Consider the following 12,573-nt stretch of genomic DNA (forward strand, 5'->3'; position numbering starts at 1 on the left):
CTGTCGGAGCCGAGTGTACGCCCGCTGTCGGTTCAGGATAACTGACTGATGTCCGTGGCAGCCGGCGTTCGGACCCGATCCGTGTGGGTTGATATCACCAAACTCGACCGTGGAACATAGCCAATCGGCAGGCTGCTGGTACGTTTCGGCGAGTCCGGTTCTTGTCTCTCAGAGATCAGTTTCGGTCGGACACGAAACCGAGATCTCGCTCCGGCGTGATCGGAACGGATCGCCGAATCGGTGTCGGACGATCCGGCTCGACGGTCAGGTCGGGGGCGGCCGAGCGGGGCCGATCGATCGTCGGTGCCGGACGCTGTAGACGGCGTGCCCGAAATTTCGGTCGACGGGCTCCCAGCGCGTCGGTTCGATCTCCCGGGACGGTTTGTTCGGAGGGAACTCCGATCACGCCGGAACGGGCCGTCGGTTTCGCTCAGAAGCGGGCCTGTACGGTGAGTCCCATCTGTGGTGAACTTTTATTAGTGAAGCCCCGCCAGACGAGGTATGTCCACGGCAGACGCTGGTGAAACCGGCGAGCCAGGCGACGGTACCGGTGGGAAGGCGGGCGGGGCGGACGCAGTCATCGAGTTCGACGGGCTCTCGAAACGGTACGAGGGGGTGCAGGCGCTCGAAGACGTGTCGTTCCGGATCGAGGAGAGCGAGGTCCTCGCGCTGGTCGGCGACAACGGCGCGGGGAAGTCGACACTGATCAAGTGTCTGGCGGGGGTGATCACCCCGACCAGCGGGGCGATCAGCATCCGTCGCGACGGGCGCCTCACCGAACACGTCCTCGATGACCCGAACGACGCGCGGCAGGCCGGTATCGAGACGGTGTTTCAGGAACTCGGCCTGTCCGGACAGCACGACGTGGCGAGCAACGTCTTCATGGGCCGGGAACCGATCCGCGACGGCCGCCTCTGGCGGCTCCTCGGTCACGTCGACCGCGAGCAGATGGAGCGCGAGGCCGTCTCGGCCCTCGACCGGATCGGGTTCAGCGTCGACCCGAACGCCAGTACCGCGGAACTCTCCGGCGGGCAACGACAGGCTATCGCCGTCGCTCGCGCGCTCATCTCCGATCCGGAGGTCGTGCTGCTTGACGAACCGACGGCGGAAGTGTCGGTCGAGGGCTCGGAGAAGATCCTCGAAGTCATCGAGACGCTGCAGGCGGAGGGCCACACGGTCGTCTTCATCTCGCACAATCTCGAGGAAGTGTTCGAGGTCGCCGACCGCATCGCCGTCCTCCGGGACGGGACGCTCGTCGACGTGCTGGACAACGACGGCTCGTTCGACCGCGAGCACGTCGTGGGGCTGATGACCGGTGCGATCGCCGGTACGAACGGCGACGCGACCGAGACTGAACCGGCCGAAAACTGAGTGCGATCACGCCGCTCGTCGCACTGGTATTTTCCGTCGAGTACCCGCCGGTGTCTTTCACGATGGACTGACGAAAACGGGTCGCCGCTGCGTCCGAAGGCAAGCGCGTCCTCCCCTGCACTGCTCGATCAGTTGTTGCCGTAGTTCTGTTCCTGCCAGTCGCGCAGGTCGGGCCAGTCGCCCGAGCGCTGGGCGGCGAACTCGATGTTGGACTCGTCGATGATCTCCGCACCGGTGACGTAGTCTTTCGGCATCACGCCGCGGTCCATGTAGGCGTAGGCGAGCATGACCGGCATGTACCCCTGTGAGTAGGGGTCCTGCCCGACGGTGAACGAGATGGTACCGTTCCGGACACCGCTGATGACCGACTCGACGAGGTCGAACCCGCCGTTGACGAGTTCGCCTTCGAGGCCCTCGTTCTCGACGAGGCTCGCCGACGCGGTCGGGCCCCAGAAGCCACAGCCACAGAGGACGTTGAACTCGCTGGTGTTGTAGCGGTCCTGGATCCGGCTGGTCGCCTCGGAGATGTCCTGGCCGATGTCGAGGGTCTCCTGGATCGTGACAGACCGGTCCGCGTTCGAGAAGGCGTCGCGGACGCCACGGATGCGGCCCTCGAGCGCCGGGTGGCCGGGAACCGCGAGCGTCGGCAGCATCGTCAGCTCGGTGTCGGAACTGAACGTGTCGTTGGCCTTCTCCAGCGCCGTCACCCCGACCGCGTATCCCGAGCGGTACGACCGCTGGCCCACGTACGGCAGCACGCGCCCGAACTCCCCGCGCATGACCTGTGGCGTCCAGTCGGGGTGGGTCGTGTTCCACTGGAAGAACATGATGTCGTTCTCCAGGGCCTTGTTGACCGGCGCCTTGTACGCCTCCGGTCCCATGATGGTCGATCCGATGACGTCCCGATTCGACTCGAGCGTGTCGATGGTCGTGTTGAGGATCTCGACCTGTTTGGTCTCGTCGTAGCCGTTAGGGGCGAGCATCTGGCCGCGCCAGCCGAGCTTGTTGAGCGCGTCGTTGAGGCCGTTGATACACGGGACCCAGAACTGGTTCTCCCCGTTCTGGTTGACAAGCACCATGCGACGCTCGGGGTCGCTCGGACTGGAGTTGTCTATCGACTCCGCCGAGGGGGGCGGCACCAGTTCGACCCGCTTGAAGTTCGGCGCCTGCCCACCGCCGTCGCTGTCCGTCGGCTGGACGTTCGCCGTACCCCCGTCCGTCCCGCCACCGGTCCCGCCCGGGTCCGTGCCGCTGCTCCTGAGATCGGAACACCCTGCGACCCCGCCCGCACCGCCGATCAGCCCGGCGGTCCCCAGCTGTTTCAGCAGCTTCCGCCGGGACACGCCGAGCTCGATCGAGACGACGTCGTCGTCGTCCTCGTAGTCGACAATTCTATCAGTCATACTGACATCAAACGCATTGCCTATTCAGTATTTATAGGTTTCGATATAACATTATTTTTGATGGTGAATTTGGTGCGATGCGTTCGATCGGGAAGCGGTACCTATTGGCGCGAGGTGCGGTATCGACCCACATTAATTATTTATAGTATGGTAGTGGAGATGCGATCGTGACTGCTACTGCGAGTGAGGTCGAGGACCTCACACGGGAGCGGACGTTGACAGAACGGGTGCTCGGGCAACGGGAGTTCGGGGTCGTCCTCGCCGTCCTCGCCCTCTCGGTAATCGGGGCGTTCGTCAGGGCCGATGTCTTTCTGACGCTCAGCAACGTCACCGGCGTCCTCCGCAACGCCGCGGTCGTGACGATCATCGGCTACGGGATGACGATGCTCATCACCGCGGGCGAGTTCGACCTGTCGGTCGGGTCGATGATGGGCCTGGGGGGCGCCCTCCTGACGGTGATGCGCATCGAGGGCTATTCGGTCGTGTTCATCTTCGTCGTCGTGACCCTGTTCGCGGTCGTCTACGGGATCGCACAGGGACTCCTCGTCACGAAACTGGGCCTGCCCTCGCTGATCGTCACCATCGGGACGCTGACGCTCATGCAGGGCGCGACGCTCATCGTCCTCGACAACGTGACCCAGGCGATCCCGAGCCAGGAGTACACGCCCCTGCTCACCGCCTTCGGCGCGACGCTCAACCTGCCGTTCGACGTGTTGATACCGTTCACGGACGTGACGCTGCTGACGATCCCGGTGATCGAGTACGCGGTCCCGGTCGTCCACAGCGAGACGCAGGCGTTCACCTCCGTCCCCGTCCAGATATTCTGGATGCTCGCGATCGGCGTCGTGTTCCACTACCTCCTCTTTTACACCCGGTTCGGCTACCGAACGAAGGCGACGGGCGGCGACGAGCGCTCCGCCCGGTACACCGGGATCGACACCGACCAGATCAAGATCGCGAACTTCGCCATCGTCGCGGTCCTGGCGGTCTTCGCCGGGATGAGCCAGGTCGCGTTCACCGGGAACGCCTCGCCGACGACGGGGTCGGGGCTGGAGCTGATCGTCATCGCCTCGGTCGTCATCGGCGGCAGCGACCTGTTCGGCGGCGAGGGGACGATGGTCGGGACCGTCCTCGGCGCGCTCGTGTTCTCGCTGACCCAGAACATCCTCGTGCTCGCCGGGATGGGGACGCAACTGTTCTCGGTGCTGACGGGCGCCTTCATCATCTTCGCCGTCGGGATCGACGCGCTCACCCGACACACTGGCGGCGGCGTCCTCGACGAGAAACTGATCGAGCCGTTCCGGTGGATCGTCCGCGACCCGCGCGGGTTCTACCGCCACGTCGGCGAGGAGATCCAGGGGATCACGCCGGCGATCACGTTCGCCTCGCTCGTCGCCGTGGTCTGGAGCATCCCCTTGCTCGCCGCCGTGACCCTGTCGTTCGCGGGGTCGTCGGTGTTCGGGGCGCCGCTGATACCGTTCGAGTTCTCGTTGTTCATCGTCGGGAGCGGCGTCGGGTCCTTCGGTACGGTCCCCGTCCTCGCGTTCGTCTCGGTCGGCGGGGTGTACCTGCTCTCGGTCGTCTTCCTGCACGCCATCACGCGGGCTCTCGGCGGAACCGGGACGCTCGACGAGACCGTCCAGATCGTCGGGTTCGCGCTCGCCCCGACGGCGATCTGCTTCGTTCCGGCGGCGCTGTACGGCTTCCACTTTCTCACCGTGCTCGTCGCCATCACGGCGCTGCCGGTCGTGCTCGGGGTCGGCCTGCTCTGGTACTACGGGACGAGCGAACTCCACGGGCTGTCCCGAGGGCGGAGCGCCGCGGCGGTCCTCGGCGTCGCGCTCCTGTGGCTCGTCACGGCCGCCGCGATGGCGTCACAGCTCGCGGCGGCGTCGGCCGGCTGATCGTCCGCCGGTTCGACCGCTGCAGGATTTTCGACGGGTTCGCCGTCCATCTTCTAATTCCCGTAGCTACTCGGTGCAACTGTGAGAATCGCTGCGGCTGGGGAGTCAGAATTGGCGGTCTCGGCCGTGCGATCGACCGGGGCCGACGCGACGGCAGGTCATCCGTGACGCATGTTCACTTCGATGGTGTTGGCTGTTCGGAGCACCGTCTCCGGGATCGTCTGCTGGAAGTACTCCCCCTGCATCCGGCTCTTGAGCCCGGTGATGCTGACGGCGCCGACGACCGTGTGGTCGTCCGTCCGGATCGGCGCGCCGATGCAGCGGATCCCTTCGAGGCGCTCCTCGTCGTCGGTCGCGTAGCCCCGGTCGCGGATCTCGGCGAGTTCCTCGCGCAGGACGTCTTCGTCGCCGATCGTGTTCTCGGTCACCGTCGGTAACCCGTATTCGTCGATGATCCGGTCGCGGCGCCTCTCGTCCATGAACGCGAGCATCGACTTCCCCAGCGCAGTGGTGTGCATGTACACCCGCTTGCCCTCGTAGGTGTCGAGGTGGACTGCCTCGTCGCCCTTTCGCTTGAGCAGGAACACGCCGAGGCCGTTCTCCGCGGACATCAGGTTCGCGTGATCGCCGGTCTCCAGCGCGAGGTTCTGGATCTCCGATTCCGCGACGTTGTACAGCCGCGACTGCGTCCGGGCGAACCCGCCGAGTTCGAGCAACTTCATGCTGACCTGGTACTCGTCGTCCTCCCGCACCAGGTATCCCAGATCCGTCAGCGTCTGCAGGTGGTCGTGGACGGTACTCGTCGGCATCTCGATGTCGTCGACGATGTCCGAACACGCCGCGCCCTCCCGCTCTTTCACGAGGTTCAGGATCCGGAAGCTGATCGCAGTGGAGTTTATCTTGTGTGTCCCGTGTTTGCTCATACCATTACTACTCATGTCGGTGGTTTATGTATTTACGCCAATATCGGGAGAGTAGCACTACCACCTGTGCCGAGGAGCAGATCTGTGAACGCAACGGACGCTGTAACGATATCTACCACCAATTCAGATGAGATATCAAACCTTTCGGGATTAGTATATGGTATGTTATGGTTAGTAGAGGGTGATCGTCATCGAATCAGACTCGAGTAGCAGTATCGCTGTGGCGACGACCGAATCGTTCCGTATTCCGCCACTCTGGCGGCTCTCGATCCGATCCCTCTCGTACCTTCCTAACGGACGATCTCAGCAGAAGACCCCTCGCCGAAGATGAAAAATCCATTCGTGAAATCGGGTATCGGAACTGAAACACAGCGAAATAACCGATATTGGTGCGAGTGTAGTGGCTGCCTGCGCCGCCACTCACCTCGATCGACGGATCGACGTTCGATGCCAGAATTATAAAAATAGGATAATAAAATAAATACCTACAATATCGTCTCTAGCGCAGATCGAGTTAGATGCGACTCCGGAATCCAGCGGATTTGACTTGTCGCCGTGGTCGTGTTCTCCAGTCGGCCGCACCGACCGATAAACGGGCTTTTCAGGAGGGGGGCGTTACTCACGCTCGGTGGCGATGACGAGCAGTTACCCCCACTGAGCCCCTTGTGACGAGGCCTTTTCCCGAGCCACCGTCTCGACGCCCGTAGCGACGGCTACGCGGTCGGCGGCAAGCGAGACAGCGAACGCGTTTCAGAACGGAGCGGCCGAGCCGTCGCCGGACCCTCCGGACGGGTCGGCCGATTCGAGCGGGCCGTCCCAGGCGTTCAGCCCGTCAGCGAGGCTCTCAACCGGGCCCTCGACGCCTTCGTACGAACCGACGAGTCGGGCGGCCTGCACGCTGGACTTGCCCATCGGGCAGACCGTCACGACGCGGTCGGCGCCGTCGAGTTCCTCGACGCGGTCGGTCAGCTCGTTGGCCGGGATGTTATCGCTCCCGGGGATGTGGCCCCGTTCGAACGCGCCGGGGTTGCGGATGTCCACGATCCGGAGGTCGCCGTCTTCGGTCTCGTCCAGTAGCGACTGCAGTTCCTCGCCGGTGATTTCGCCGTCCATCGTTGGATCCCGATCGGTAGCCGGTCGCTATATGCTCGTCGGAGTCGCGCGTTCGCGGCGCACGAGCGCAGCCGCCGGTCAGTCAAACCGTCCGCTAGTCCAGCAGTCCGTCGTCGAGGGCGACCAGCAGCGGAGCGAGCCCGCCGCCGAAGGGGAACTCCCGGGCGCGAACGGCCGCGACCGCCTCCTCGGCGGGGACGGTGAACGCGTCGATGTCCTCACCGCTTTCGAGATCGGGCGTACCCGGTTCGAGGTCGGTCGCGTGGACGACCGCCTGGGTCATCCGCGTCCAGGCGGTCGGCCGATAGGTCTCCAGCAGTTCGGCCGTGCCAGCACGGAAGCCCGTCTCCTCTTCGAGTTCGCGGACGCCGGCCTCGACGAACGACTCGCCGTTGTCGACCGCACCGCCCGGACAGGTCAACAGCGACCCCTCCAGTCGGGCGCTGTACTGTTCGAGCAGGACGACTTCGTCGTCGGGGGTCTCGGCGACGACCGCGACGAAGTCGCCGGGGTCGATCCAGTAGTAGCGGCCGACCTCGCCGTCGGGCTGGCGGTACTCGTCGTAGCCTGCCGCGAAGTACGGGTTCTCCCAAACGATTTCGGTGTCGAGGTGCGTCCAGCCGGCGCCGGCGTCCGCGGGCGGCTCCGCGAGCGCGTCGGCGCTCGACGGGGTCGGCGAGTCCTCGCCGCTCACAGCAGCCCCTCCTCGCGGGCGAGCAACACCCCTTCGATGGTGGCGTCGTTCGCGGGCTGGCGCCGGGCCACGTCCAGCGCGTCCTCGACGGGGACGGTCGTCACCGAGAGGAACTCGTTGCCGTCGAGGTCGCGCTCGACCGGTTCGAGCCCCTCGGCGAAGACGATGCCCCGCCGGTGGCGCAGCACGCCGGTCGAACACCAGAACGATTCGATCAGGGAGACGCCGGCGGGGTCGAAGCCGGTCTCCTCGCGCAGTTCGCGGGCGCCGGCGGTCGTGAAGGACTCGCCGTCCTCGACGATTCCGGCGGGGAGTTCGAGACACTGCTCGGCGATCACGGGGCGGTACTGGTCGACCAGCAAGAGTTCGTCGCCGGTGCGCGCGACGACGACAACCGCGTCGGGCAGTTCGGCCCAGTAGTAGTCTTTCTCGGTGCCGTCGGGCTGTTCGACGCGGTCGTAGCCGCCGTCGTACCAGCCGGTCTCGTACTCGGTCTCGCGGTCGACGACGCGCCACTCGTGGGCCGGTTCGCGCATGGGACCGCCGCCGTCGACTGTCGATGCCTCGTCGGCGCGCTCGTCCTCGCCGTCGCTCATACGCGCTGTCCGACCGCGACCCGGTAAAGCGTGCCGTTGTGCGAGACGAGGATCCCGTCCTCGGAGACGGCCGTCGCGTTGCGCGCCGCCAGCGCCTCGCGCTCGTCGAACGGCGAGTGGGTGAACGTCTCCTTGAGCCCCCACGGCCCCTTCTGGTACGGCGCGGACGTGCCGTTGCGGAGCGCCTCCGTCGTGTAGGGGAACCGGCGCTCCGAGAGCGCCGAGCCGTTGACCGCGGCGCTCCCGTTGAGAGCCGCCGATCCGTTCGCTGCTGTCGAGCCGTTCGTCGACGCGTTCCCGTCGACTGGCGTCGCGGTCAGGTAATAGGGGTCGCCGCTCCCGAGGAGCGCGGGGAGCGCGCCCAGCGCGAGGAGCGCGACCAGCACGGCCAGAATGAGGAGGATCGCGTTGCGGGTGACCGGTCGCATACCGGCGCTACGGTACAGCCGGTGAAAACGCCACGGATACGCGCCCGCGACCGTCTGAGGAGTCCGAGCCGTTTACTCGCCGTCGGCTTCGGACTCGGCACCGCCGTCGCTCGCAACCAGATCCCGGTAGATCCGGCCGAACGCTTGCCGGCGGAGCGTCCCCATAGCGGCCTGACGTTCGTCCTGGAAGGTCGCGGCGACCACTTTGTCCGCCGCGGGCGCGACGTGCCAGACGGCGTTGTCGACGTGTTCGCTCCCGGCCTCGACGACCTCGTACTCGTCGTGCTCGGCGGTCCACTCGTCGAACTCCGAGCGCGTTCCGACGTGGACTTCGAGCATGGACGCGAACAGCGCGTCGCGGGCGGTCTCGACCACGTCGCTGGTAACTCGCTCGCGGTACTCGTCGGCGTCCATCTCCATGGCCTTCGCGACTTCCTTGACGACCACCTGCGCCGTCGGCCCGAGCGCCTCGTAGCGCTCGCGCGCCTCGTCGGCGGTCACCGGCGCGATCGTCCCCTCGGTGTCCATGCCCACCGCTTCGCCTGCAGGGACTTAGGAACTCCCGGTTTCCTCGTCGTCGGAATCGTCGGTGGCATCGGTCCCGTCTCCCGCTTCGTCCCCCTCGCTGTCGCCGTCCTCGTCCCCCGAGTTCGTCCGGCGCTGGCGCGTCAACTCGCGCGCCTCGGCGAGCACGTCCTCCTGTTCGCCCTCGAAGTCGTCGAGGTCGGCGACGCCGCCCGGCGCCGCGTCGGCGATCGAGTTCCCGGCGCTGCCGGGCTGACCGCCGTGGTCGCCGTGCCCGTGACCGTGGTCGTGATCGTGCCCGCCGGTCGTGTCCTCGAAGACCTGCGGGAACTCCTCTTCGTCGGCGTGCTCGGTGACGCGCTCGGCGAGTTCCTCCGGGGCGAGGTCGGCCCAGTCGTCGACGTGTTCGTCGAGCCACGCCTCGTGGTCGGCCCCCCGGAGCATCGCCGTGAACGCGAGGTGGTTGGCGAGGTGCTCGGCGTCGGCCTGTGGGTCGCCGCAGACGGGACACGCGTAGCCCATACCGGCGTCTCGGCCGCGAGGCGCATATGCCTTTCAGAAACGGCCGAGGTCGTCGCCCGGATCCCGGCCAGCCGACACACGTAAGGAGGCCACGGCCGTCCACTCCGGTGATGTGGCCCTGGGGACACCTCGCGCTGGCTTACCTGCTGTACTCGCTGTACGCCCGCCTCCATCGCGGTCACCGGTCGACCGCCGCGCCCGCGCTCGTCGTCGCCGTCGGCTCGCAGGCGCCCGACCTGATCGACAAGCCGCTCGCGTGGACGCTGTCGATCCTGCCGACCGGCCGGTCGCTGTCGCACTCTTTGCTCGTCGTCGTTCCGATCGTCGCGCTCGTCTACGCGCTCGCCCGCGTCAGAGCCGAGGGCGAGGAACCGCTCGCGGTCGCGTTCGCCTTCGGCACGCTCTCGCACCTGTTCGGCGACGCCCTGTACTCGCTGGTCAAACTGGAGTTCCGCCACGCCGGCTTCCTGCTCTGGCCGGCGGTCCCGCCGGTCGAGTACGAGGTCGAACAGAGCTTCGCCGCCCACTTCGCGCTGGTCGAGGCGTCACCGGAGTTCTACTTCGAACTGGCGCTCGTCGCGGTCGCGGTGGTCGTCTGGCGCGCCGACGGTTACCCCGGCCTCGCGACCGTCGCGTCGTGGCCGGCCCGCGCCTGGCGGGGCGTCACCGGGGCCGACTAATCGAGTCCTTCGATCGACCGTGCCGACGTTTCCCGACCCCGACGACCGAACCGTCCTCGCCCCGGACTGCCAGCGGTGTCCGGCGCTCGCCGAGCACCGTCAGTGTATCTCGTGGGGGAACGGTCCCGACGACGCCGCGCTGGTGGTCGTCGGCGAGGCGCCGGCCGCGGGCGATCCGGACGCCGAGCGATGGCAGGGCGGCAACCTGACGGGCATGGCCTACACCTCGCGGCGATCCGGTCGGAAGATCCGCGACCTCGTCGCCGACCTCGGTTACGCCGGCGACGCCTACTACACGAACGCGGTGAAGTGCTTCCCCGCCGACCCGGCGGACCCGACGGACAACCGCGAGCCGACCCCTGAAGAGCGGGCGAACTGCCGCCCGTACCTCGCTGCGGAGATCAGCCATGTCGACCCCGTCGCGGTGCTCTCGACCGGGAAGCACGCGACGAAATCCGTGCTGGCCGTCGAGGGTCGCGAACTCGACGGGTTCCTCGACGCGGTGCTGGACCCCGTGGCGTGCGAGGCGCTCGGGGTGACGCTCGTGCCGCTCGTTCACCCGTCCTATCAGGAGGTGTGGATCGGCCGGCTCGGCTACTCGCGATCGGAGTACGTCAAGGCGGTCCGCGATCAGATAGCCGCGGCCGAATCCGAACCGGACGCGGCCGAGTAATCCGGGTTCTCAGGCGCAGTCGGCGACTCGGGGGTCCGCCTGGACATCGGTGAACTCGAAGCGAGCGCCGGTGGGACGCTCGGTCTCCAGGTCGCCGGACTCGCCGTGCTCGTCCGCGGTGCCGCCGTCGGCGTTCTCGCCGACGGTCACCTCCCAGCCGTGGGCCTGGGCGATCCGCTCGACGATGTTGAGGCCGAAGCCGGTGCCGTCGTGGTTCGTCGAGAAGCCGGCCTCGAAGATCGCTTCGCGCTCGGCCGGCGGGATACCGGGGCCGTCGTCGGCGACGGAGAAGCCGTCGTCCGTCCGGGAGACGGTGACGGTCACGTCCGGGCCGCCGTGCTCCACCGCGTTGCGGAAGAGGTTCTCCAGTAGCTCGCGGACCCGGCTCGGGTCGCACGTGAGCGACCCGAGGTCGCCGTCGGTCCGGAGCGTCGCGGCCGGGGCGTCGACCGTCGACCACGCCTGTTCGACCAGGGTGCCGAGCTGCACGCGTTCGCAGTCGTCGACTGTCTCGCCCTGCCGGGCGAGCGTCAGGACGTCGGAGATGATCTCTTCCATCCGGTCGAGGGCATCGGCCGCAACCGCAAGGTGCTCGCTGTCTCGCTCGCGGCGGGTGATCTCGATGCGGCCCGCCGCGACGTTCAGCGGGTTCCGCAGATCGTGGGAGACGACGCCGGCGAACTCCTCGAGGCGCTCGTTCTGGCGGGCGAGTTCCCGCTCGCGCTCGGCGAGGCGCTCGTGGGCCTCGATCGCGGCGATGGCGTGACCGATCGTCTCGCCGAGTTCCGAGAGCACCGCCCGCTCGCGCTCGTCGAAGACGTCGTCCCGGTTGGTGTAGATGCTGAAGAAGCCGTAGACCGTCTCGTCGTGGTAGATAGGGACGACCGCCAGCGAGACGATCCCGTGGCTCTCCAGCAGGTCCCACCACGGCTCCATCGAGCGGTCCTCGAACACGTCGGGGACGCACTGGATCTCGCGGGTCCGGATCGCGCGGCCGCCGGGGCCCCTGCCGGTCGGGCTGTCGTCGACGGTGATCTCGATCGACTCGACGTACTCGTCGTCGAACCCGGCCCACGTGGTCGGGTGGACGCGCTCGCCGGAGGCGTCGTAGCGGCCGATCCACACGGCGTCGTACGGGTCGGAGTCGGTCAGCCTGTCGCAGACGGTCTGTTCGAGGCTGTCGCGATCGCTCTCGTGCACCAGTTCCTGGGTGGCGATCCGGAGCGTGTCGTTGATCCGGTTGAGCCGTTCGAGGAACCGCTTTCGCGCCAGCCGCCTGCTGTCGTAGAGGCCGACGAGCGCGCCGCAGACCGCGCCGAACGTCGCGAACGCGAACACCGGAGCGAGCGGCTTCGGGGGAAGCTTGCCGGAAGCGAGCGCACCGGCCACCGCCCAGGTGTCGAAGGCAGCGAACGCCGCCGATCCGCCGGCGGTCCAGGCGAACAGCCGGCCCGCATCGCGGTCGTCGACCAGTCGCCCCCGCCCGAGCTGGACGCCGAGGACGACCAGCCCGATGGAGAGGACGGGCGGCAGGAGGTGGTGGACTACCTGCCCGGGGAGGGTGGTCGGCCCGTCGAGCATCGAGAGGTGATACCCGGTGAGCGCGAGACCGACGACTGCGACCACCGCGCCGACCACCTCGTTCGAGACGCGATTCATTGCAAGAGTACAGGGGAAACACGACCAAAACCTTCTCGCCTGAAGATCCATGACTGATACTGGTACGTCCGGCCGCTGCCCG

13 protein-coding genes are annotated in these 12,573 nt (G+C 67.0%); 4 read left to right on the forward strand and 9 right to left on the reverse strand.

The features are described from left to right. The first annotated feature begins 501 nt into the window (after positions 1 to 501). Complete coding sequence (locus AB2U09_RS12215) at positions 502 to 1,371, forward strand: ATP-binding cassette domain-containing protein (protein WP_459193001.1); 870 nt, start codon at positions 502 to 504, stop codon at positions 1,369 to 1,371. Between the two features lie 128 nt (positions 1,372 to 1,499). On the opposite strand, the gene AB2U09_RS12220 is transcribed toward AB2U09_RS12215, so the two are convergent. Then, a complete protein-coding gene (locus AB2U09_RS12220; protein ID WP_459193002.1) occupies positions 1,500 to 2,774 on the reverse strand; it encodes a substrate-binding domain-containing protein in 1,275 nt (424 codons plus the stop codon). A gap of 167 nt (positions 2,775 to 2,941) precedes the next feature. Between AB2U09_RS12220 and AB2U09_RS12225 the strand changes: the two genes are divergently transcribed. Next, complete coding sequence (locus AB2U09_RS12225; RefSeq protein ID WP_459193003.1) at positions 2,942 to 4,678, forward strand: ABC transporter permease subunit; 1,737 nt, start codon at positions 2,942 to 2,944, stop codon at positions 4,676 to 4,678. Positions 4,679 to 4,836: 158 nt separating this feature from the next. On the opposite strand, the gene AB2U09_RS12230 is transcribed toward AB2U09_RS12225, so the two are convergent. The 7 genes from AB2U09_RS12230 to AB2U09_RS12260 all read right to left on the reverse strand — a co-directional run bounded on the left by AB2U09_RS12230 (position 4,837) and on the right by AB2U09_RS12260 (position 9,479). Beyond that, complete coding sequence (locus AB2U09_RS12230) at positions 4,837 to 5,601, reverse strand: IclR family transcriptional regulator (RefSeq protein WP_459193004.1); 765 nt, start codon at positions 5,599 to 5,601, stop codon at positions 4,837 to 4,839. A 750-nt stretch (positions 5,602 to 6,351) separates the two neighbouring features. Next, entirely contained in the window at positions 6,352 to 6,714 is a 363-nt protein-coding gene (locus tag AB2U09_RS12235; protein ID WP_459193005.1) for a rhodanese-like domain-containing protein, read from the reverse strand. Positions 6,715 to 6,808: 94 nt separating this feature from the next. Continuing rightward, positions 6,809 to 7,408: an NUDIX hydrolase gene (locus AB2U09_RS12240; RefSeq protein WP_459193006.1), complete on the reverse strand. Its 600-nt coding sequence runs from the start codon at positions 7,406 to 7,408 to the stop codon at positions 6,809 to 6,811. Further along, positions 7,405 to 7,944, reverse strand: coding sequence for an NUDIX hydrolase (locus AB2U09_RS12245; RefSeq protein ID WP_459193275.1), 540 nt, complete (start codon positions 7,942 to 7,944; stop codon positions 7,405 to 7,407). The genes AB2U09_RS12240 and AB2U09_RS12245 overlap by 4 nt, the downstream gene beginning before the upstream one ends. A 56-nt stretch (positions 7,945 to 8,000) precedes the next feature. Further along, complete coding sequence (locus AB2U09_RS12250) at positions 8,001 to 8,432, reverse strand: hypothetical protein (protein WP_459193007.1); 432 nt, start codon at positions 8,430 to 8,432, stop codon at positions 8,001 to 8,003. 72 nt (positions 8,433 to 8,504) lie between these two features. After that, positions 8,505 to 8,960, reverse strand: coding sequence for a DUF5809 family protein (locus AB2U09_RS12255; protein WP_459193008.1), 456 nt, complete (start codon positions 8,958 to 8,960; stop codon positions 8,505 to 8,507). Between the two features lie 24 nt (positions 8,961 to 8,984). Next, positions 8,985 to 9,479: a DUF5810 domain-containing protein gene (locus AB2U09_RS12260; RefSeq protein ID WP_459193009.1), complete on the reverse strand. Its 495-nt coding sequence runs from the start codon at positions 9,477 to 9,479 to the stop codon at positions 8,985 to 8,987. A gap of 110 nt (positions 9,480 to 9,589) precedes the next feature. On the opposite strand from AB2U09_RS12260, the gene AB2U09_RS12265 reads away from it, so the two are divergent. Together AB2U09_RS12265 and AB2U09_RS12270 are read left to right on the forward strand one after the other, a co-directional pair. Beyond that, on the forward strand, positions 9,590 to 10,159 hold the full coding sequence (locus tag AB2U09_RS12265; protein ID WP_459193010.1) for a metal-dependent hydrolase: 570 nt from the start codon (positions 9,590 to 9,592) through the stop codon (positions 10,157 to 10,159). A gap of 19 nt (positions 10,160 to 10,178) precedes the next feature. Next, the gene (locus AB2U09_RS12270; RefSeq protein ID WP_459193011.1) at positions 10,179 to 10,832 is read left to right on the forward strand and encodes a uracil-DNA glycosylase; all 654 of its coding nucleotides are present in this window, start codon (positions 10,179 to 10,181) and stop codon (positions 10,830 to 10,832) included. Positions 10,833 to 10,841: 9 nt separating this feature from the next. Here the strand turns inward: AB2U09_RS12270 and AB2U09_RS12275 are convergent, their stop codons facing one another. Further along, complete coding sequence (locus AB2U09_RS12275; RefSeq protein ID WP_459193012.1) at positions 10,842 to 12,491, reverse strand: sensor histidine kinase; 1,650 nt, start codon at positions 12,489 to 12,491, stop codon at positions 10,842 to 10,844. Positions 12,492 to 12,573: the final 82 nt, after the last annotated feature.

The sequence above is a fragment of the Halosimplex yunnanense genome (assembly GCF_054504345.1).